Genomic DNA, 19,825 nt, shown 5'->3' on the forward strand with positions numbered 1-19,825 from the left:
TGCGGCCATGCTGCATCTGCGGGTCATCTGCCCATCCGACCGCACCGACGAGGTGGTGCGGCTGGTCGAGGAGACGGTGGGCACCACCCACCTGGCCGTGCTCACCGGCGCGGCCCGCAAGCCCTCCGGCGACATCGTGCTGTGCGACGTGGCCCGTGAGGCCGGGGACGTCCTGCTGGCCCGGCTGCGCGCGGCGGGCCTGGACCGGTCGGGTTCGATCGCCGTGGAGAACGTGGACCTCACGCTCTCCCGGAGCGCGGACGCGGCGGAGGAGGCGGCGCCCGGCGAGGCCGCCGACGCGGTGCTGTGGGAGCACCTGGCCGAGGCGACCCACGAGGAGTCCACGCTCTCCGCCACCTACGTGGCGTTCCTCGCGGTGGCCACCATGCTGGCAGCCTGCGGGGTGATGCTGGACAACGCGATCCTGATCGTCGGCGCCATGGCGGTCGGCCCGGAGTTCGGCCCGCTGGCCGGCATCTCCACCGCCCTGGTGCAGCGCGCCCCCGCCCTGGTGTGGCGGTCGCTGACCGCGCTGGTGGTCGGCTTCGCCGCCGCGATGCTGCTCACCGCCGGGTTCAGCGGCCTGATGGCCTGGTGCGGGCTCTTCGAGAGGTCGATGGTGGAGGCGGACCGCCCCAACACGGCCTTCATCTGGCAGCCGGACTGGATGTCCTTCGTCGTGGCGTTCCTCGCCGGGATCGCCGGCACCCTCTCGCTCACCTCGGCCAAGTCCGGGGCGCTGATCGGGGTGGCGATCTCGGTCACCACCGTCCCGGCGGCGGCCAACGCGGCGGTGGCGTTCAGCTACCAGGACTACGCCCAGACCTGGGGCTCCACCGGGCAGCTCTTCGCCAACCTCGGCGGGATCGTGCTGGCCGGCACGCTGACCCTGCTGGCCCAGAAGCTGTTCTGGGCGGTGGTGCGGCGGCGGCCGTCCGCCACGCGCCGGCCCCGCCGGGCCGGCTGACCCCGGCCGGGCCCCGGCTGCCCCCGCTGTCCCCACCGTTCCGCCCGGCCCGGCCTGGCCGCCGCCGGGACCACCGGAATCCCGGCGAGGTGGGGTACCGGGTGCCGCGAGGTCATGGAGCCCGGGAGTGGGGCGGGCGGACCGGGGTCGTGGCACCGCTGCGCCGCCGCGCCGCCCGGCCACGCCGCGGCCGGGCAGCCGGAGCCGCGAGCAGCCTGCCGGGGGCGCCGGCCCCCGGCACCCGGCGGATCCGCCGCTCAGCCCAGCGCGGACTTCACCGCGTCCGCCAGCCGACCGGCGACCGAGCGGGCCTGCTCGATGTCGGCGGCCTCCACCATGACCCGGACCAGCGGCTCGGTGCCCGACGGGCGCAGCAGCACCCGGCCGGTGGTGCCCAGCTCGCGCTCGGCCTCGATCACCGCGGCGCCCAGCTCGGTGGAGGTGGCCACCCGGGACTTGTCCACGTCCGGCACGTTGATCAGCACCTGCGGCAGCCGCTCCATCACGGCGGCCAGCTCCGCGAGGCTGCGGCCGGTGGCGGCGACCCGGGCGGCGAGCAGCAGCCCGGTCAGGGTCCCGTCGCCGGTGGTGGCGTGGTCCAGCACGATGACGTGGCCGGACTGCTCGCCGCCGAGCGCGTACCCGTGGCTCTTCATCTCCTCCAGCACGTAGCGGTCGCCGACCGCGGTCTGCACCAGCTGGACGCCCTCGCGCTCCATGGCCAGCTTGAAGCCGAGGTTGGACATCACGGTGCCGACCACGGTGTCGCCGCGCAGCCGGCCGGCCTCGCGCAGCGCCAGCGCCAGCACGGCGAGGATCTGGTCGCCGTCCACGTCCTGGCCGGCGGCGTCCACCGCGAGGCAGCGGTCCGCGTCGCCGTCGTGCGCCACCCCGAGGTCCGCGCCGTGCTCGACCACCGCGGCGCGCAGCCGGTCCAGGTGGGTGGAGCCGTAGCCGTCGTTGATGTTGAGGCCGTCGGGGTCGGTGCCGATGGTGACCACCTCGGCGCCGGCCCGGGCGAACGCCTCCGGGGAGACCCGGGCGGCGGCGCCGTGCGCGCCGTCGATGACGACCTTCAGCCCGTCCAGGCGGTTCGGCAGCACGCCGATGAGGTGGGCGATGTAGTTGTCGAAGCCCTCGTCGTAGGTCCGCACCCGGCCGACCCCGGCGCCGGTGGGCCGGTCCCACGGCTCGCCGGAGGCGTGCGCCCGGTAGGTCTCCTCGATGCGGTCCTCCAGCTCGTCGGGGAGCTTGTGGCCGCCGCGGGCGAAGAACTTGATGCCGTTGTCCGGCATCGGGTTGTGGCTGGCGGACAGCATCACGCCCAGGTCGGCGCCGAGCGCGCCGGTCAGGTACGCCACCGCCGGGGTCGGCAGCACACCGACCCGCAGCACGTCCACACCGGCGCTGGCGAGCCCCGCCACCACGGCGGACTCCAGGAACTCACCCGAGGCACGCGGATCGCGGCCGACCACCGCCACCGGCCGGTGGCCCTCCGGCGCGCCCGCCCGCGCGTCGGCCGAGCGCCCCTCCGGCACGGCGGGGCTGCGCCCCGGCCCCTCCATCAGCACATGCGCCGCCGCGACCGACAGGCCGAGCGCCAGCTCCGCCGTGAGGTCGGCGTTCGCGACGCCGCGCACGCCGTCCGTACCGAAGAGTCGTCCCACTGCTGTCCTCCGAATTGCACGGGGGTAACCGTCGTCCCCCGGAAGAAAGGTTTCGTGCAAGGTGTCGGGAAGGGGGCCGGAACATGACGTACGGGTATACGGTGCCGGTCCCCGATAGCCGAACGCCCCGGCAGCACAGATCGTGCCGCCGGGGCGTCGGCGTTGCTGGGCCCCTCCGCACCCCGCCCCCCGGACCGGTGTCCGGGGGAGGGCACGGAGGGAGAGGCCGCGATCAGCGCTTGCTGTACTGCGGCGCCTTGCGGGCCTTCTTCAGACCGGCCTTCTTCCGCTCGACCGCGCGGTCGTCGCGGCTGAGGAAGCCGGCCTTCTTCAGCGGGCCGCGGTTGTTGTCCACGTCCGCCTCGTTCAGGGCACGGGCCACGCCCAGGCGCAGCGCGCCGGCCTGGCCGGAGACGCCGCCACCGGCGATGCGGGCGATGACGTCGTAACGGCCTTCGAGCTCCAGGACCTTGAAGGGCTCGTTGACTTCCTGCTGGTGCACCTTGTTGGGGAAGTAGTCCTCAAGGGTGCGACCGTTGATCTTCCACTGGCCGGTGCCCGGCACGATGCGCACACGGGCGATCGCGTTCTTCCGGCGGCCCAGGCCGGCGGCCGGCTGCGGCTCGCCGAAGCGGGAGGCCAGGGACTCGGAGGTGTACTCCGTGTCCACGGGCTCGGACTCGGTGGTGTACTCCTCGACGACAGCCTCGTCGTCGAGCAGGGGGGTCTCGGCGGTGGTCTCGGCCACGGTTCTCCTCAGATTCTCTTCGTCTTAGGGGTGGCCGGGACTACTGCGCGACCTGGGTGATCTGGTACGGGACCGGCTGCTGGGCAGCGTGCGGGTGCTCGGCCCCGGCGTAGACCTTCAGCTTCGAGAGCATCTGACGGCCCAGGGTGTTCTTGGGGAGCATGCCCTTGACGGCCTTCTCGACGGCCTTCTCCGGGTTCTTGTCAAGCAGCTCGTCGTAGCGGACCGAGCGCAGACCGCCCGGGAAACCCGAGTGGCGGTAGGCGAGCTTCTGGGTCCGCTTGTTGCCGGAGAGGTGCACCTTGTCGGCGTTGATGATGATGACGAAGTCACCGGTGTCAACGTGAGGCGCGTACACCGGCTTGTGCTTGCCCCGGAGGAGGGACGCGGCCGTCGAGGCCAGACGGCCCAGGACGACGTCCTGCGCGTCGATGACGTGCCACTGGCGCTGGACGTCGCCGGGCTTGGGGCTGTACGTACGCACGGTCGTAGCCTTCGCTTCTTCAGTGAGTGGGTTCCCCCGGTCCGCGAGGACAGGAGGAAGGGTCCTTACAAGGCCACCCGGACGATCACGACAGCCGTGGCGGCACCCGGTGACGCATCCGTGTGCCTGCCGCTGGTCATCGGCCCGGTGGACCGGCGTAACGGCCTCTCACGTGAGAACGAGCAAGCCAATACGCATAACGAACTGGCAGAATACCGGCCGCTCCCCGGACGGGTCAAAACAGCCCCCGAACGGGCGTGCCCCCGCGCCGCCCGGAGGCGGCCCCGGAAGGGCCCGGACCGGCCCCGGCGGGGCCCTCGGGGATCACCGGAGGCGTCCCGGCCCGGCCCTGCCGCGACCGGTCCCGGCCGTCGTGACCGGTCCCCGTCGTCGTGACCGGTCCCGGCCGTCGCCGCCGTCGCGACCGGTCCCCGTCGTCGTGACCGGTCCCCGTCGTCGTGACCGGTCGCGGCCGTCGCCGCCGTCGCGACCGGTCCCGGCCGGTCAGCGGGCGCGGGCCACCCGGCCCTCGTCCCACACCGGCTCCGGCACCTCCCGGACCCGGCCGTCCGCGCCGAAGACCAGGAAGCGGTCGAAGGAGCGCGCGAACCAGCGGTCGTGGGTGACCGCCAGCACCGTCCCGTCATACCCCTCCAGCCCCTCCTGGAGCGCCTCCGCGCTCTCCAGGTCGAGGTTGTCGGTCGGCTCGTCCAGCAGCAGCGCGGTGGTGCCGGCCAGCTCCAGCAGCAGGATCTGGAACCGGGCCTGCTGCCCTCCGGAGAGCTTCTCGAACGGCTGGTCGCCCTGGCGCTCCAGCTCGTACCGGCGCAGCGCGCTCATCGCCCGGCCGCGGTCCCGGGCGTGCTCGGTCCACAGGATGTCCACCAGGGTGCGGCCCAGCAGCTCGGGATGGGTGTGGGTCTGGGCGAAGTGGCCGGGGACCACCCGGGCGCCCAGCTTCCACTGCCCGGTGTGCGCCACCTCCTCCCCCGCCAGCAGCCGCAGGAAGTGCGACTTGCCGGAGCCGTTGGAGCCGAGCACCGCGACCCGCTCGCCGTAGAAGACCTCCAGGTCGAACGGCTTCATCAGGCCGGTCAGCTCCAGGCCGGCGCAGGTCACCGCGCGCACCCCGGTACGGCCGCCCTGCAGCCGCATGGTGATCTCCTGCTTGCGGGGCGGCTCCGGCGGCGGCCCGATCTCCTCGAACTTCCGCAGCCGGGTCTTCGCCGCCTGGTAGCGGGAGGCCATCTCGTCGCTGCGCGCGGCGTACTGCTGGAGGTCGAGCACCAGCCGCTTGAGCTGCGCGTGCTTCTCGTCCCAGCGGCGCCGCAGCTCCTCGAAGCGCTCGAACCGCTCGGCCCGCGCCTGATGGTAGGTGCCGAAGCCGCCTCCGTGCACCCACACGTCGGAGCCGGCCGGGCCCGGTTCCACGCTGACGATCTTCTCCGCCGACCGGCTCAACAGCTCGCGGTCGTGGGAGACGAACAGGACGGTCTTCCGGGTCTCCCCCAGCCGCTCCTCCAGCCAGCGCTTGCCGGGCACGTCGAGGTAGTTGTCCGGCTCGTCCAGCAGCAGCACCTCGTCGGGGCCGCGCAGCAGCGCCTCCAGCACCAGCCGCTTCTGCTCACCGCCGCTGAGGGTGCGCACCTGGCGCCACTGGGCCCGCTCGTAGGGGACGCCCAGCGCAGCAGTGGTGCAGATGTCCCACAGCGTCTCCGCCTCGTAGCCGCGCGCCTCCGCCCAGTCGCTGAGCGCCTGCGCGTAGGCCATCTGCGCGGCCTCGTCGTCCACCTCCATGATCGCCAGCTCGGCGGCGTCCACCGCGGCGGCGGCCTGGCGCAGCCGCGGCGGGGCGACCGAGACCAGCAGGTCGCGCACCGTGCGCTCGTCCCGGACCGATCCGATGAACTGCGGCATCACGCCGAGCCCGCCGCTGACCGTGATGCTGCCGCCGTGCGGCTTCAGGTCGCCGGCGATCAGCCGCAGCAGCGTCGTCTTGCCCGCGCCGTTCGCCCCGACCAGGGCGACCGTGGCGCCCTCCCCCACCCGGAACGACACATCCCCCAGCAGCACCCGGCCGTCCGGAAGGTAGTACTCCAGATGCGCTGCCTCCACATGCCCCATGCCGCTGATTGTGACGAACCCGGAGACCCCTCACCAACAGGTTTAAGGCGGTCTAGGATGCGCGCCATGAGCGTTGGGCATGGGGGGCCGGCCGGGCCCGGCGGGCAGCCGGGGCAGCCGTACGGGCCGGACGGACAGCCGGGGCAGGCGCAGCAGCCGTACGGAGCGGGCGGCCGGCCGGTGTGGCCCGGGCAGCCGGGGCAGCAGCCGGCGCCGGGGGCTCCGTACGGGCCCGGCGGCGCACCGGAGCAGTCCGGCGGGCCGTACGGGGCGCCCGTCGGCCCCCCGCCGGCGGCGGTCGGCCCGCACGGGGTGCCCGGTCCGCACGGGGTGCCGGGTGCCGGTCCCGGGGTTCCGGGGGTTCCGGGCGGTCCCGGGGTTCCGGGTGGCGGGCCCGGGGCGCCGGAGCCGTCCACACCGGACTGGGCCGCGCTCGCCGACGACGCCGCGCGGCGCGGCCGGCGCCGGCGCCGGCTGCTGATCGGCGGCGGGGTGCTCGCCACCGGTGCCGTCGCGGCGATCGTGGCCACCGCCGTGGTGACCAGCGACGGCGGCGGGGGCGCCGACCGGTCCAGCGGGCTGCCCGCCCCGGAGAAGCTGCCCAGCGGGTCCCCGACCCCGGAGCCGACCTTCTCCGACGTGGCCCCGCCGGCCCCGCCCAACCCGGCGGACATCCTCTCCGGCAAGGAGAAGGACACCGCCCCGCTGAGCGTGGACGGGCTCTTCCCCGAGCCGACCGCGGTGTCGAACACCCGGTCGTACACCAAGGGCCCCACCAGCTCCACCACGAACTGCGCCACGGCCGCCCAGGGCGCGCTGAGCGGCGTGCTCACCGCGAACGGCTGCCGCCAGGTGTTCCGCGCCACGTACACCAAGGACGGGGTGGCGGTCACCGTGGGCATCGCGGTGTTCGACACCAAGGCCGCGGCCGAGCGGACGAAGCAGCAGGCCAAGCCGAACATCGCCTCGCTGTTCGGCGGCAAGGTGCCCACCTTCTGCCGCCGCACCGGCTGCGCCACCACCGCCAACGCCTTCGGGCGGTACGCGTACTTCACCATCGCCGGCTACACCTCGGGCGAGCGGGTGGAGAAGAAGGACACCGAGGTGTGGCAGTCCGGGCGGGACCTGTCGGACTACGCCTTCGCCCGCATCCTCGACCGCGGCAAGGCGCAGGCGTCCGCCATCGCCTCGGCGAACGCGCGGCTCCCCGAGGACGCCTAGGACCGGCGACCGGCTGCGGTTCCGTGGCCCGCCCGGCGGGCCCGCCGGCGGCCCGCCTCCCGGGGGGACCGGCCGGCATCGGCCGGAACATGACGCGTTCGCGCTCACGGACGGTCCGGTTCCTCCACTGTGCTGCCCTCGGGCCGCCCACGCGGTACCTGACCCGTCCAGTCGCGGAACCACCCAGGAGACCCCTTTGTCAGGTTTGTCCGGCACCACCACCGCACGTCGCTCCCTGACCCTCCTCGCCGCCTGTTCCCTGAGCGTCGCGGCCCTCCTGGGCGCCGCACCGCCCGCCCCGGCCGGCCCGGCGACCGGCGCGGCCGGCCCGACAGCCGCCTCGTCCGGCCCGGAAGCCGGGGCGTCCGACCCGGCCGCCGGGGCGTCCACCGGGTCCGGGGCTGCCCCGGCGGCCGCCGGCCGGGGCACCCTGCTCTCCGCCGAGCGCATCCTCACCCTCACCCCGGACGGGGTCCGCTCCGCCCTCACGGCGAACGGCTACCCGGCCGGCTCCGTCCGGTACGGCGTGGACGCGTACCGCCTGCGGTACCTCACCGTCACCCCGCGGGGCCGGACCACCGTCGCGAGCGGGCTGGTCGTCCTCCCCCGCGGTGCGCACGGCACGCTGCCGACGGTCAGCTACGCCCACGGCACCCTCGTCCATCGGGACGACGCGCCCTCCGTGCAGCCCGCCGGCCGGAACGCCGCCGTGCCCCTCGCCTTCGCCGCGGCCGGGAGGGCGGCGACCGCCACCGACTACCTCGGCCTCGGGCTCGGCCCCGGCACGCACCCGTACCTGGACATCCCCTCCGAGACCAGCGCCCAGCTCGACATGCTCCGCGCGGCCCGGACCCACGGCCGCGGCCTGGGGCGCACCCTGAGTCGCGAGGTGCTGGTCACCGGCTTCTCCCAGGGCGCCCCCGCCGCGATGGCGCTGGGCCGGGCCCTGCAGGAGGGCCGGGACCACGGGTTCCGGCTCGGCGCCCTCGCCCCGGTCAGCGGCGCCTACGACCTGACCGGCAGCGAGCTCCCGGCGCTGCTCCGGGGCGAACTCGAACCGAGGACGGCGGTGTTCCTCGCCGCGTACGCGCTCGTCGCCCTGGACCGCGTGCACGACGTGTACGACCGGCCCTCCGACGTCTTCCGGGAGCCGTACGCCACCACCGTCGAGGGCCTCTTCGACTCGCGGCACACCCTCGCCCAGGTGGCCGCCGGCACCCCGGGCCGGCTGGACGAACTCCTCACCCCGCACGGCCTGGACCTGCTGGCCCGGCCGACGGGCGGACTCGCCGCCGGCCTGAAGGCCACCGACGACACCTGCCGCACCTGGCGGCCCGAGGTCCCGGTCCGGCTGTACGCGACCGAGTACGACGAGCAGGCGGTGCACGCCAACGCCATACGCTGCCGGGCCGACCTGGAGCGGTCCGGGGCCCGCGCCCGGATCGTGGAACTCGGCGACGTCCGGCTCGGCGGCTCCCCGCACTTCGGCTCCGAACCGGCCGCACTCGCCGACCTGCTGACGCTTCCGGCCGCGCGCTGACCGGCGCTCCCCGCGCGCTGACCAGCGTCCCCCGCGGGCCGTCCGGCGGGCGGCCCGCGGACCGGGCGGGCCGGGAGCGTCACGACGTGGTGGCCGCGGTGCCGCGGGGGTGCGGCGTTCCGGGCCGGCCCGTCACGCGCCGCCCCCGCCGCCCCCGCCGGCCCCGGTGGCCTCGCCGGTCCCGGTGGCCGGGCCGGTCCCGGTGGCCTCGCCGCCCGCGGCCAGTTCCCGGAAGGCGAGGTAGGCGTGCTGGATGAAGGTGCCGCGCAGGGTGGGGGCGGTGTTGGCGACCGCCGCGTAGGCCACCGCGCGCTGCGGGCTGAAGCCCACGAAGGAGACGAAGCCGCGGGTGCCGCCGGAGTGGAACACCAGGTCGTGGCCGGGCCGGGCGCGGGCGTTCCACACCAGGCACATCCGGTCGCCCCCGGAGCGGGGCAGCACCAGCCGGGGGCGGGCCACGTCGGCGAGCGCGGCGCGCAGCGGGGCGGGGGCGCCGGTGTCCTCGGGAGCCAGCAGCGCCTCCAGGTACCGCAGCAGGTCCTCCGCGGTGGCCCGGATCCCGCCGGCGCCGGGCAGGCCCGGGATGTGCCAGGCCGGGCGGGGGCGGCCGTGCCAGTACCCGGTGGCCTGACCGGCGGCGGCGCACCCGGTGCCGGCCAGCCCCAGCGGGTCGAGGACCCGGTCGGCCAGCAGCCGGTCGAAGCCGGTCCCGGCCGCGCGGGCGAGCAGCAGCCCCAGCAGCCCGACCCCGAAGTTGGAGTACCGCACCCGGGTGCCGGGCGCGGCGTGCGGCCGGGTACGGGCCAGCGCCGCCAGCACGTCCGCGGTGTCCAGCTCCGCGTACGGGTTGCTGAACCACCGCGGCACGGCCCGCCGGAGCAGGCCGGGAGGCAGCCGGGGCAGGCCGGAGGTGTGGGTGGCCAGGTGCAGCAGGGTGATGGCGCGGGCCGGGCCGTCCGGGACGCCGCCGCGCGGCAGGAAGCGGCCGATCGGGTCGGCGTACCGCACCTCGCCGCGGGCGGCCATCTCGGCCAGCAGCAACGCGGTGTAGGTCTTGCTGACCGAGCCCAGCTCGAAGCGGGTGCGTGCGCCGGCGGGCCGCCCGCCCCGGTGGTCCTCGGTGCCGGTGACCGCCACCGTCCGCCGGCCGCCGTGGCGTACGGCCACCGCGACCGTGCTCGCGCCCGGCGCGGTCCCGGCCGGCGGTCCCGGCAAGTCCGCCGGTCCCGGCGGTCCGGCGGCGTCCCCGCCGCCCGCCGCACCGTTCGCCGGGCCGCCCGCCGTACCGAACGCCGGGCCGTCCTCCGTCCGGATGGGCGCCCGCCTGCTGTACGCCCTCCGTCCCGACGCGGTCCGGCCGGACTCGGTCCGGCCGGGCGCCGCCGTACCGTACGCCGGGCCGGCGCCGCCGGGACCGTCCGCGGGGGCCGTCCCGCCTCCGTCCCCGGCGCGCGGGTGGTCCGGGGGGCGCGCGGGCTCCTGCCCGGACGACCCTTCCGGGGTGCCCGGGGCCTCCGGGGCGCGCGGCCCGTCCGACCCGTACGTCCCCTCCGGGGCGCCCGGGACCTCCGGGGCGCGCGGCGCGTCCGCCATGGCCGGCGGCCCGTGCGACCCGTCGGGGGCCCGGCTTCCGGACCCCGCCGGAGCGGGGTCGGCCGGGTCCGGCCGCGGTGGCCCCGGAGCGCCGGCCGGCCGCCGGCGGTTCACGCGGCGCCGGGGGCGGCGGACGCCGCCGAGGAGCCGCCCAGGGTGCGGGAGACGGCGATGGTGCCGGCCGCGACGGCCACCACCGCGGTGTGCTGGTGGTCGCCGTACCGCTGGGCCGGGTCCTCGGCGACCGGGTCCCCGTCCCGGGGTACCAGTCCGTCGGGGTGCTGGATCTCCGCCAGCATCCGCCAGTGCTCCGGGTCGCAGAGCGGGTCCTCCAGGCAGGCGCCGACGATCATCAGTTCGGCGACCAGGTCCCACTGGGCGACCTCGGCCCAGATGTCGATCCACACCGGCAGCCAGCGGGCCAGGTACTCGGTGACGTCCGGGGGGAGGTCCCCCGGCCGGGCTCCCCAGTCGGTGACGTGGAAGACGGTGTGCGTCACGTTGTAGCCGGTCATCCAGCTGATCGCCCAGGGCTCGGGGGTCGCGCCGAGCCAGGTGGCCCGGGTCAGCTCCGCCCAGTCGGTGCCGAAGTCCACCCCGGTGAGCCGGGCCGCGTTGGCGACCGCGAGCTTCCGGTTGGGGTACACCTCGGCGGCGCGCACCGACCGCAGCCGGGCGGTGTGCCGGAGCAGCCGTTCCATGCCCGGGTGGCGGTACCCGCCGCGGACGAAGTGCGCGTAGGTCTCCATCGGGTCGGACATCAGGGTGTGCCGCAGCTGCCGCTCGTACAGCAGGTCGCCGTGGCGGAACTGCTCCCAGGCGTGGTCCAGCAGCCCCCGCGCGGTGCGCACCTCGGTGCCGCCGGCGGCCGACGAGCGCAGCACCAGCGAGGCGGCCAGCGCCGTCTCGCCGAGCGGCTTGTAGGCGCTGTCCGGCTCAGTCAGGTCGGCGGTGACGTCCTCCGCCAGGCTGTCGTACCCGCGGTGGGTGTGCAGCCAGCCCAGGGCCCGGACGGCCACCTGGTGGGCGAGCGCGGTGACCGGTGCCGTCGCCGTCATCCGCGCCCCCTCGTGCCTGCCCCGTCCGTCCGGGCGCGCCGTGTCATGGCCGTCCCCTCGTCATGCCTGTCCCCTGATCGTGTCCGTCCCCCGGTCACGTCCGTGCCGGTGGTCCCGTCCGTGCACAGGTCCGTGCCGGAGGTCGGTCCGGTACCGGTGGTCATGTCCGTCCTCCGGCGGTGCCCGGCCCCTGGTCCGGGGTGCCGTCCTCCGGTCCCCGGTCGCCGGGGCCCGGGCCGGCGCCGAGCAGCCGGCGCGCCACCGCCAGGTCGAGCGCGGTCCGGGGGCCGGTGCCGGCGTGCAGCGCGATGTGGTCGGCGACGGGCAGCGGCTCCAGCGGCAGTCCGATGCCGTCGTGGTGGAGCGCCGCCAGCCAGCGGACCAGCCGGGCGGCGGTCGGGTAATCGCGGCGGAGCATCGCCCGGGTGGTGCCGCGGGCCAGTGCCAGCGGGTTGCGGCGGGCCGCGTCCACCACCGGGCCGTCCACCCCCGGCAGGCCGAGCGGCGCGAGCTGTGCCATCAGCACCGACCACCGCTGCCAGGGCCGGGCGTCGGTGAGGACGTCGCCCACCGCGGGTTCGGGTACCTGCGGCGCGCTGCCGGCGTGCCGGGCGAGCAGCGTCGCGGTGGCCCGGTCGCGCCAGGCCATGATCCAGTCCTCGGCGGGCCCCTCCGGCGGTGGCGGCGCGAAGACCGGCGCCGGGAAGACGTCGGCGCTCTGTGCGATCACCGCGGCGTCCCGGGGGTCGGCCGCCGTGCCGGTGAGGGCCTGCGGGGCGAGGACGTCCGGACCCAGCACCCGCACCGCCGCCAGGGCGGCCTTGGCGTCGGCGCAGCCGTCCGCCCAGGCCGCCAGCGGCGCCGTGTCCCCGACGCCACCGAGGGCGTCGAGGACACGGCGTGCCAGGTCGGCGGCCGCCTCGGCGTATCCCGCCTGCGCGGCTCCGTCAGCGGGGGCCATCACAGGCCCTCCGCCGGGCGGCTCGCCGCGGGTCGCGGACCGGGAAGGTCAGCGGTCCGCTCATGCTCACTTGCCCTTCGGCTCCGTCGGGGTCTTCGGGGAGAGCAGCAGACCCAGGAGCAGCAGGCCCTTGGACTCGGGCGCGGGCAGCGGGGCGTCGCTCAGCGGAGCTTCCGGCTCCGCCACGAGCGAGCGGACGGCGGCCTCTTCGGTGGGGTGGACGATGAGCGGAGTGGTCTTCTGAGCAAGCATGAGAGCCTCCTCATGTCGGGACATTCGCTGCGGTAGCGAAGCTGTCACCTCGTAAGATACTCCGGCGCCCGATTTGTCGCATTATTTCGGCACCTGACACCCCTACCCCCCTGGGGCTCGGCCACAACAGCGCCGGTCACGCCGGTCCGCTGAGCACCGATCAGCCCGAACGGCCGTCAGCCGCCGCACCCGTCCGGACCCACCCCGGCCCGGGCGAAACCGCCGGTCCGGGGCGGGGGCCGGCCGGGACCCGGCACCCGGGAGAAATTTCCCCGGCGGCGGCCCCCCGGAAGCGGCCGGTCCGGCAGGGCTCCGGCGCCCCCGGAGACGCCACCGCGAGCGCCCCGCGACACACTCCGGCCGGGAGAACACGGGAAAACAGCCGTCCCCGCCCCGGACACTCCGGGGCGGGGACGGCAGCAGGCGGAACACGGGGCGGCGCGGGGCCGGGGCGGGCCGGCGGCCCGGCCGCGCCCGGGCCGCCGGCCCCGCAGGCTCAGCCCTTGGCCTTGGCGGCCTTCTCGATCTTGGTGACCTGGGTGCTCACCAGCACCTGCGGGACCTCCGGCTGCTCCGGGTCGGCCATGTTGAAGCCGAAGAACGTGACCACCTGGGCGCCGGAACGCACCAGGATGAACTTCACGTTCCCCTCTTCCTTGTTCTTGTTGCTCAGCACCAGGCCCAGGGACTCGTCGCCGGCCTCCGGGATGAGCACCTCCTTGGCCTCGGTGACCACCTGCTTCTCACCCTGGCCGTCGGTCACGGTGAAGCCGCCGCCGCACGCCTTCAGGGCGTCGCGCACACTCGTCATGACCTTCTCCGCGTCACCCGGCTTGTGCGCGGACAGGCGGACCATGCCGAGCAGGGCGGCCTCGGGGTTCTCGCTCGCGGTGGCCGCGTCGGCCATCGCGTAGTTGCGGTAGGTGGAGGCCACCGGGGCCGGGTCGAAATCGGTGCCCAGCAGCGCGGCGACCGGCTGGCACTCGGCCTTGTCGGACTTGGCGGAGCCGCCCTCGGCGATCTCCTTGTCCGTCATCTTGGTGACCGCGAAGCCCTGGCCGTCCTTGGTCTCCAGCGACGCCTTCTCCAGCTGGGCGGCGGTCAGCGGCTCGGCGCCCGAGGCCGCGGGCGGGGCGGTGGTCGCCTTGTCCGACCCCTTGCCGCCCTTGTCCTTGTCCTTGCCGGACGAGTCGTCGCCACCGCACGCCGTCGCCAGACCCAGCGTGGCCACCATCGCGGCCGCCGCGACGACCCGGTAAACAGACTTCTTCACTCTTCGCCCACCTCGGACAGTTCATGGCGCCCAGGCGCCGTACTCGAAACGGAGGTCATCCAACTATCAAAGATCGCCCGTCGGCCAGCGAATTCCATGACGATCCGGTATCGCCCGGATGGTTGTACGCATACACATCACGGCATCGCATCAGACGCAGGTGGGGAGGGGCCGGTTACGGCAACCAGTGGCACCGGGGACGGCCAACTCGCTCAAAAGTTGCCTTGCCGCCGCCTGATGTGGGCCATCCCATATCACGACCGGCATAAGCAACCTTCGGCACGCCCGTCTGTCTTACCGACCAACCGGACACCTTCCGGCTACCGTCCGGACTCCACATGGACAGCACTCGGCAGCCACACGGACACCCAGGGCCCAAGGCCGGAAAGGAGGACGCGCCGCGGCGCACCACAGGCGCCGCGCGTCACACGCCATGAGGATCTCATTCCTGCTGCACAACGCCTACGGCATCGGCGGCACCATCCGCTGCACCTTCAACGTGGCCGGCGCGCTCGCCGCGGCCGGGCACGACGTGGAGATCGTCACCCTGGTCCGCTCCGGGGACACCCCGAGCCTCCCGCTCCACCCGCAGGTGCGGATCGTCCCGCTCATCGAGCTGCGGCGCAGAGTGCCCGGCAGCGACGCCCGGAACCCGCTGCGCTCCCGCCCCTCCCGGTACGTCCCGGAGGCAGAGGCGGGCGGCACCAAGAACTTCAACGCGCTCACCGACGAGCGCCTCGCCGAGTACCTGGCGGCCACCGACGCCGACGCCGTCATCGCCACCCGCCCCGGCCTGGTCATCGCCCTCGCCGAGTCGGGCAGCGACCGCTACCTGCGGATCGGTCAGGAGCACCGGCTCTACACCACCCACTCCGCGGAGATCCGCGCCGCGTGCGACGCCGCCATCGGCCGGCTGGACGCCTTCACCTCCGTCTCGGAGGCCGACGCCGCCACCCACCGGGCCGCGCTGCCGCACGTGAGCACCCTGCTCACCGCCATCCCCAACGCCGTCCCGCCCACCCCGATCGAGCCCTCCGACGGCCGCGCCAAGCTGGTGGTGGCGGCCGGCCGGCTCATCCCGGTCAAGCGATACGACCTGCTCGTCGGCGCCTGGGCCCAGGTGGCCGCCCGGCACCCCGACTGGCGGCTGCGGATCTACGGCCGCGGCCCCCAGCAGCCGGTGCTCCGGGAGAAGATCGACGAACTCGGGCTCGCCGACCACATCACCATGATGGGCGCCCACTCCCCCATCGAGACCGAGTGGGCCAAGGGCTCCATCGCCGCCGTCACCTCCCGCGAGGAGTCCTTCGGCATGACCATCGTGGAGGCCATGCACTGCGGCGTCCCGGTGGTCGCCACCGACTGCCCGCACGGCCCCGGCGAGATCATCACCGACGGCAAGGACGGGCTGCTGGTGCCGGTCGGCGACGTGGACGGCATCGCCGCCGGGCTCTGCCGGCTGATCGAGGACGAGGAACTGCGCCGGTCCATGGGCGAGGCGGCCCGCGTCTCCGCCCGCCGCTACTCCCCGGAGGAGATCGCCGCCCGGTACGAGGCGCTCTTCGCCGAGCTGCGGGAACGGCGCGCCGCCGCCCCGGCACCGGCCGCCGCCCCGGCCCGCCGCCGCGGCAGGGCCGCCGACGGCCGCACCCCGGAGCTGTCCCTCAAGGCCCGGCTGCGCGCCCGCGTCGTCCAGCTCATCCGCCGGCCGCTGCGCCCGGTCGCCTCCTGCCGCGTGGACCCCGACGGCAACCTGCGGGTGCTGGTCGAGGCGGACGGACTGCACGGCGACGAGCTGAACCTGACCATCACCCGCCGTCGCCACCCGGAGGACCGCGTCACCCTCCCGCTGCGCCCGCCGGCCGGCACCGGCCGGTCCGACCGCCCCGAGGACGCGCCCCCCGCCTGGACCGCGGTGCTCGACCGCACCCGGCACACCCTCGCCGAGGGCCGCTGGGACCTCCATGTGGTCCGGCCCTCCGACGGCGCGCGGCGGCGGGTGGTCTGCCGGTACGCCGAGGGCCGCGGCCTGCTGCTCCAGCGGCCGCTGCCCGGCTCCCCGGTGCACTGGTGGGCCCCCTACCCCACCGTGGACGGCTTCCTGGCGCTGCGCGCCTGGCACCGCACGGCGCACGCCGAGGCCACCGCGCTCCGCGCCGAGGAGGAGGAGCTGACCGTCGAGGGCACGCTGTACGGCTTCCCGGCCACCGGGGGCACCCCCGAGGTGCTCGCCGCCGGGGCCCTCACCGCGGTCGCCGTCCCCCGCCCGGCGCGCGGCAAGAACGCCGGCGCCCCGCCGGAGCCGGTCACCGTGCCGGTCATCGCGCTCGGCGGCGACCGGTTCCGGTTCACCGTGCCGTACGCCCCGCTGCACGGCGCGGCGGTGTGGGACCTGACCGTCCGCGACGTACGGCGGCCGGCGCCGGACGGCCCGGACCCGGACCCGATCCGGGTGGGCCGGTTCATCGGCGACATCGTGGACCGCAACCAGACCGACCTGATGCCCGTCCTGGGCGGGTTCCGGCCGTACTTCACCAAGGCCAGCAACCTGGCGATCAGCCGCGAGGCCCGTCCCTCCTGACCGCCGCCACCCCCGGCCGGGCCACCGGCGCCGTCCCCGTACGGGACCGCCCGGAGCCCGGCCGGGGCGCACGGCCGGTCACCCCGAGCCCGGGCGAGGACACGTCCCCCACGGTCGTGCGGGTACGCCCCGTGCGGGTACGGCACACGCCATGCGGGTACGGCCACGCGGGCCGCAGCACGCCCCCTACGGGCCGGGCGAGACCTACCGGCCGAAGAGGGCCGCCCCCGCAGGAGACCCTACGGGGCCGGACGAGAAGCCTGCCCCCGGCCGTACGAGACCCCTACGGGCCATGAGCCGCCCCGTACGGAACGGCCCCGGCCGACGGGGACCCACCCCGATCACCCGGACCGCCCAGACCGCCCGGACGCCCTGACGCCCGGACCCCCGAGCCGGACCCACCCCCGCCGACCGACGACCGACGACCGCAGCCGACGACCGACCGCCAACTGGCGACCGCCCGCCGGCGACCCGGCGGGCTCTCCCGTGGCCGGGCCCGGCCCGCGCCCGGTACGGGGCTCAGCAGCAGCCGGCGCCGTCCGCCCCCGGCAGGCTCCGCTTGTTCCGCGCCTCCCGGTTGCGGTCCGCGAGCAGCTCGTCCGCCGGGTAGCCGACCTCCTCCAGGGTGAGCCCGTGCGGGCGCACCACGTGGACCGCGGAGTCCCGGACCCGCGCGGCGAGCACCTTGCCGGGCCACTCGGGGGGCCGGTGGCCGTCCCCGACGAACAGCAGCGCGCCGACCAGCGAGCGCACCATGTTGTGGCAGAAGGCGTCGGCCCGCACGGTCGCGGTGAGCACCCCGTCCGCGCCCCGCTCCCAGCGCAGCTCCTGGAGGGTGCGGATGGTGGTCGCGCCCTCCCGCCGCCGGCAGTAGGCGGCGAAGTCGTGCTCCCCCAGCAGCGGCTCGCAGGCCGCGTTCATCGCGTCCACGTCCAGCGGCCAGTCGTGCCACAGCACATGGCCGCGCAGCAGCGGATCGACGCCGGCCGGGTGGTCCACCACCCGGTAGGCGTAGCGGCGCCAGATCGCCGAGAAGCGCGCGTTGAAGCCGGGCGGCGCGGCGGCCACCCGCCAGACCCGGATGTCGTGCGGCAGCCGCCCGGCCAGCCGGCGCAGCAGCTTGTCGTGGTGCTCGGCCCACACCTGTTCGGGCAGGTCCACATGGGCGACCTGGCCGCGGGCGTGCACCCCGGCGTCGGTGCGGCCCGCGACGGTCAGCTCGGCGCGCTCCGGCATCCGGGTCACCGTGCGCAGCGCGTCCTCCAGCTCCTCCTGCACGGTGCGCCGGGCGTTCTGCCGGGCCCAGCCGGAGAAGTCCTTCCCGTCGTAGGACAGGTCCAGCCGGACCCGGACGAAGCCGGGCTTGGCCTCATCGCTCACGCTTCGCTCCTCCTCCACACGCGTCCCCCGCGCCGGCCCCGTCCGGCCGCGGACGCTCTCCTTACGGTGAAACGCGGAACGGGCCCGCCCCCTCCCGGGGACGGGCCCGTCCGCTACCGCCGTGCGGTGGCGCGCCGCTGTACCGCGGCCCGCTCCCGCCGTGGGGCGGTTCAGGCGTCCTTGGACTCCTCGGCCGGGGCCTCGGCGGCCTCGTCCTTGGACAGGTCCGCCTTGGTGTCCTCGGCGGCCTCGTCCTTCTTGAGGGCGTCCTCCTTGACCGCACGCTTGGTGGCGGCCTCGGCCTCGGCGACGGTCGCCTTCTTGGCGATCTCGCCCTCGACCAGCTCGATCACGGCCATCGGGGCGTTGTCGCCACGACGGTTGCCGATCTTGGTGATGCGGGTGTAGCCACCCGGACGCTCGGCGTAGCGCGGGGCGATCTCGGTGAAGAGCGTGTGGACGATGCTCTTGTCCGTGATCGTCTGCAGCACCAGGCGACGGTTGTGGATGTCGCCCTTCTTCGCCTTGGTGATCAGGCGCTCGGCGACCGGACGCAGGCGGCGGGCCTTGGCCTCGGTCGTGGTGATGCGGCCGTGCTCGAACAGCGACTTCGCAAGGTTCGCCAGCAGCAGACGCTCGTGCGCGGCGCTGCCGCCCAGACGGGCACCCTTGGTGGGACGCGGCATGTGTTTCTCCTTGTGATCTGCACCGGCCGTATCAGGTACCGGTGTCAGCCTGTGCGGGAGGCGTCGGCCCCCCGCGGACCCCCGGCGGTGCCGGGGAAGCCGGGTGGGACCCGCCGGGTGGGGAGCCCACCGGCGGACGGGTCCGGAGCCGGGCCGGGCGGCGCGCGGTGACCGGCACCGCGCGCCGCCCGGCCTCAGGGCTCAGTACTGCTCGGTCTCGACGAACCCGGAGTCCGCGTCGTCGTCGGTGCCGAAGGCGTCCGCGGCGGCGGTCGGGTCGAATCCGGGCGGGCTGTCCTTCAGGGCCAGGCCCATGCCGGCCAGCTTCGCCTTGACCTCGTCGATCGACTTCGCACCGAAGTTGCGGATGTCGAGCAGGTCGGCCTCGGAGCGCGCGACCAGCTCACCCACGGAGTGGATGCCCTCGCGCTTGAGGCAGTTGTAGGAGCGGACGGTGAGCTCCAGCTCCTCGATCGGCAGCGCCAGGTCGGCGGCGAGCGCGGCGTCCGTCGGGGACGGGCCCATGTCGATGCCCTCGGCGTCCACGTTCAGCTCGCGGGCCAGGCCGAACAGCTCGACCAGGGTCTTGCCGGCCGACGCCATGGCGTCGCGCGGGCGCATGGCCTGCTTGGTCTCGACGTCGACGATCAGCTTGTCGAAGTCGGTGCGCTGCTCGACTCGGGTCGCCTCGACCTTGTAGGTGACCTTGAGCACCGGCGAGTAGATGGAGTCCACCGGGATCCGGCCGATCTCCTGGCCCACCTGCTTGTTCTGGACCGCGGAGACGTAGCCGCGACCGCGCTCGACGGTCAGCTCCATCTCCAGCTTGCCCTTGCCGTTCAGCGTGGCCAGGACCAGGTCCGGGTTGTGCACCTCGACACCGGCCGGCGGCGCGATGTCCGCGGCAGTGACCAGGCCCGGGCCCTGCTTGCGCAGGTACATCACGACCGGCTCGTCGTGCTCCGAGGAGACGACCAGCTGCTTGATGTTGAGGATGAGGTCGGTGACGTCCTCCTTGACGCCCGGCACGGTGGTGAACTCGTGCAGGACCCCGTCGATCCGGATGCTGGTGACGGCCGCACCGGGGATCGAGGAGAGGAGCGTACGACGGAGGGAGTTGCCGAGGGTGTAGCCGAAGCCCGGCTCCAGCGGCTCGATCACGAACCGGGACCGGTACTCGTCCACGACCTCCTCGGTGAGGGAGGGACGCTGGGCGATCAGCATGTTGGTTCCTTCAGTCTTCGGCGCCCGCTATTTGACGCCGTCGGCACTGACAAGGGTACGGGCGGC

At 75.1% G+C, this 19,825-nt stretch carries 16 protein-coding genes; 4 read left to right on the forward strand and 12 right to left on the reverse strand.

Going from position 1 to position 19,825, the window contains the following annotated elements; all coding sequences use genetic code 11:
• Window positions 1–7: 7 nt before the first annotated feature.
• The gene (locus tag IHE55_RS11400; RefSeq protein WP_197988930.1) at window positions 8–967 is read left to right on the forward strand and encodes a DUF389 domain-containing protein; all 960 of its coding nucleotides are present in this window, start codon (window positions 8–10) and stop codon (window positions 965–967) included.
• A gap of 257 nt (window positions 968–1,224) precedes the next feature.
• Here the strand turns inward: IHE55_RS11400 and glmM are convergent, their stop codons facing one another.
• The 4 genes from glmM to IHE55_RS11420 form a co-directional block, all read right to left on the reverse strand.
• On the reverse strand, window positions 1,225–2,634 hold the full coding sequence (gene glmM, locus IHE55_RS11405) for a phosphoglucosamine mutase (protein ID WP_197988931.1): 1,410 nt from the start codon (window positions 2,632–2,634) through the stop codon (window positions 1,225–1,227).
• Window positions 2,635–2,866: 232 nt separating this feature from the next.
• Window positions 2,867–3,382, reverse strand: coding sequence for a 30S ribosomal protein S9 (gene rpsI / locus IHE55_RS11410; RefSeq protein ID WP_197988932.1), 516 nt, complete (start codon window positions 3,380–3,382; stop codon window positions 2,867–2,869).
• A gap of 40 nt (window positions 3,383–3,422) precedes the next feature.
• Window positions 3,423–3,866 carry a 50S ribosomal protein L13 gene (gene rplM, locus IHE55_RS11415; protein ID WP_197988933.1) on the reverse strand — a complete coding sequence of 148 codons (444 nt, stop codon included), beginning with the start codon at window positions 3,864–3,866 and terminating at the stop codon, window positions 3,423–3,425.
• A gap of 504 nt (window positions 3,867–4,370) precedes the next feature.
• Window positions 4,371–5,990, reverse strand: coding sequence for an ABC-F family ATP-binding cassette domain-containing protein (locus tag IHE55_RS11420; RefSeq protein WP_197988934.1), 1,620 nt, complete (start codon window positions 5,988–5,990; stop codon window positions 4,371–4,373).
• Between the two features lie 66 nt (window positions 5,991–6,056).
• On the opposite strand from IHE55_RS11420, the gene IHE55_RS32620 reads away from it, so the two are divergent.
• Together IHE55_RS32620 and IHE55_RS11430 are read left to right on the forward strand one after the other, a co-directional pair.
• A complete protein-coding gene (locus IHE55_RS32620) occupies window positions 6,057–7,211 on the forward strand; it encodes a hypothetical protein (RefSeq protein WP_307826613.1) in 1,155 nt (384 codons plus the stop codon).
• Window positions 7,212–7,407: 196 nt separating this feature from the next.
• Window positions 7,408–8,751, forward strand: a complete 1,344-nt coding sequence (locus tag IHE55_RS11430; RefSeq protein ID WP_197988935.1) for a lipase — start codon at window positions 7,408–7,410, stop codon at window positions 8,749–8,751.
• Window positions 8,752–8,883: 132 nt separating this feature from the next.
• On the opposite strand, the gene IHE55_RS11435 is transcribed toward IHE55_RS11430, so the two are convergent.
• The 5 genes from IHE55_RS11435 to IHE55_RS11455 all read right to left on the reverse strand — a co-directional run bounded on the left by IHE55_RS11435 (window position 8,884) and on the right by IHE55_RS11455 (window position 13,888).
• Window positions 8,884–9,966, reverse strand: coding sequence for a serine hydrolase domain-containing protein (locus IHE55_RS11435; protein WP_197988936.1), 1,083 nt, complete (start codon window positions 9,964–9,966; stop codon window positions 8,884–8,886).
• Between the two features lie 488 nt (window positions 9,967–10,454).
• On the reverse strand, window positions 10,455–11,402 hold the full coding sequence (locus IHE55_RS11440) for a DUF6895 family protein (protein ID WP_197988937.1): 948 nt from the start codon (window positions 11,400–11,402) through the stop codon (window positions 10,455–10,457).
• 160 nt (window positions 11,403–11,562) lie between these two features.
• Window positions 11,563–12,363 (reverse strand): hypothetical protein, encoded by an 801-nt coding sequence (locus tag IHE55_RS11445; RefSeq protein WP_197988938.1) that lies wholly within the window; start codon window positions 12,361–12,363, stop codon window positions 11,563–11,565.
• 66 nt (window positions 12,364–12,429) lie between these two features.
• Window positions 12,430–12,615, reverse strand: coding sequence for a hypothetical protein (locus tag IHE55_RS11450; protein ID WP_197988939.1), 186 nt, complete (start codon window positions 12,613–12,615; stop codon window positions 12,430–12,432).
• 496 nt (window positions 12,616–13,111) lie between these two features.
• Window positions 13,112–13,888 carry a hypothetical protein gene (locus IHE55_RS11455; protein ID WP_197988940.1) on the reverse strand — a complete coding sequence of 259 codons (777 nt, stop codon included), beginning with the start codon at window positions 13,886–13,888 and terminating at the stop codon, window positions 13,112–13,114.
• 433 nt (window positions 13,889–14,321) lie between these two features.
• Here IHE55_RS11455 and IHE55_RS11460 point away from each other — a divergent pair, with 433 nt between their 5' ends.
• Window positions 14,322–16,469: a glycosyltransferase family 4 protein gene (locus IHE55_RS11460; RefSeq protein ID WP_197988941.1), complete on the forward strand. Its 2,148-nt coding sequence runs from the start codon at window positions 14,322–14,324 to the stop codon at window positions 16,467–16,469.
• 519 nt (window positions 16,470–16,988) lie between these two features.
• Here IHE55_RS11460 and truA read toward each other — a convergent pair.
• From truA to IHE55_RS11475, 3 genes are all read right to left on the reverse strand, one after another.
• Window positions 16,989–17,849, reverse strand: a complete 861-nt coding sequence (gene truA, locus IHE55_RS11465; RefSeq protein ID WP_197988942.1) for a tRNA pseudouridine(38-40) synthase TruA — start codon at window positions 17,847–17,849, stop codon at window positions 16,989–16,991.
• A gap of 170 nt (window positions 17,850–18,019) precedes the next feature.
• Window positions 18,020–18,535, reverse strand: coding sequence for a 50S ribosomal protein L17 (rplQ, locus tag IHE55_RS11470; RefSeq protein ID WP_197988943.1), 516 nt, complete (start codon window positions 18,533–18,535; stop codon window positions 18,020–18,022).
• Between the two features lie 201 nt (window positions 18,536–18,736).
• Window positions 18,737–19,759 carry a DNA-directed RNA polymerase subunit alpha gene (locus IHE55_RS11475; protein ID WP_197988944.1) on the reverse strand — a complete coding sequence of 341 codons (1,023 nt, stop codon included), beginning with the start codon at window positions 19,757–19,759 and terminating at the stop codon, window positions 18,737–18,739.
• Window positions 19,760–19,825: the final 66 nt, after the last annotated feature.

This window comes from Streptomyces pactum (assembly GCF_016031615.1).
GTDB lineage: Bacteria > Actinomycetota > Actinomycetes > Streptomycetales > Streptomycetaceae > Streptomyces > Streptomyces pactus.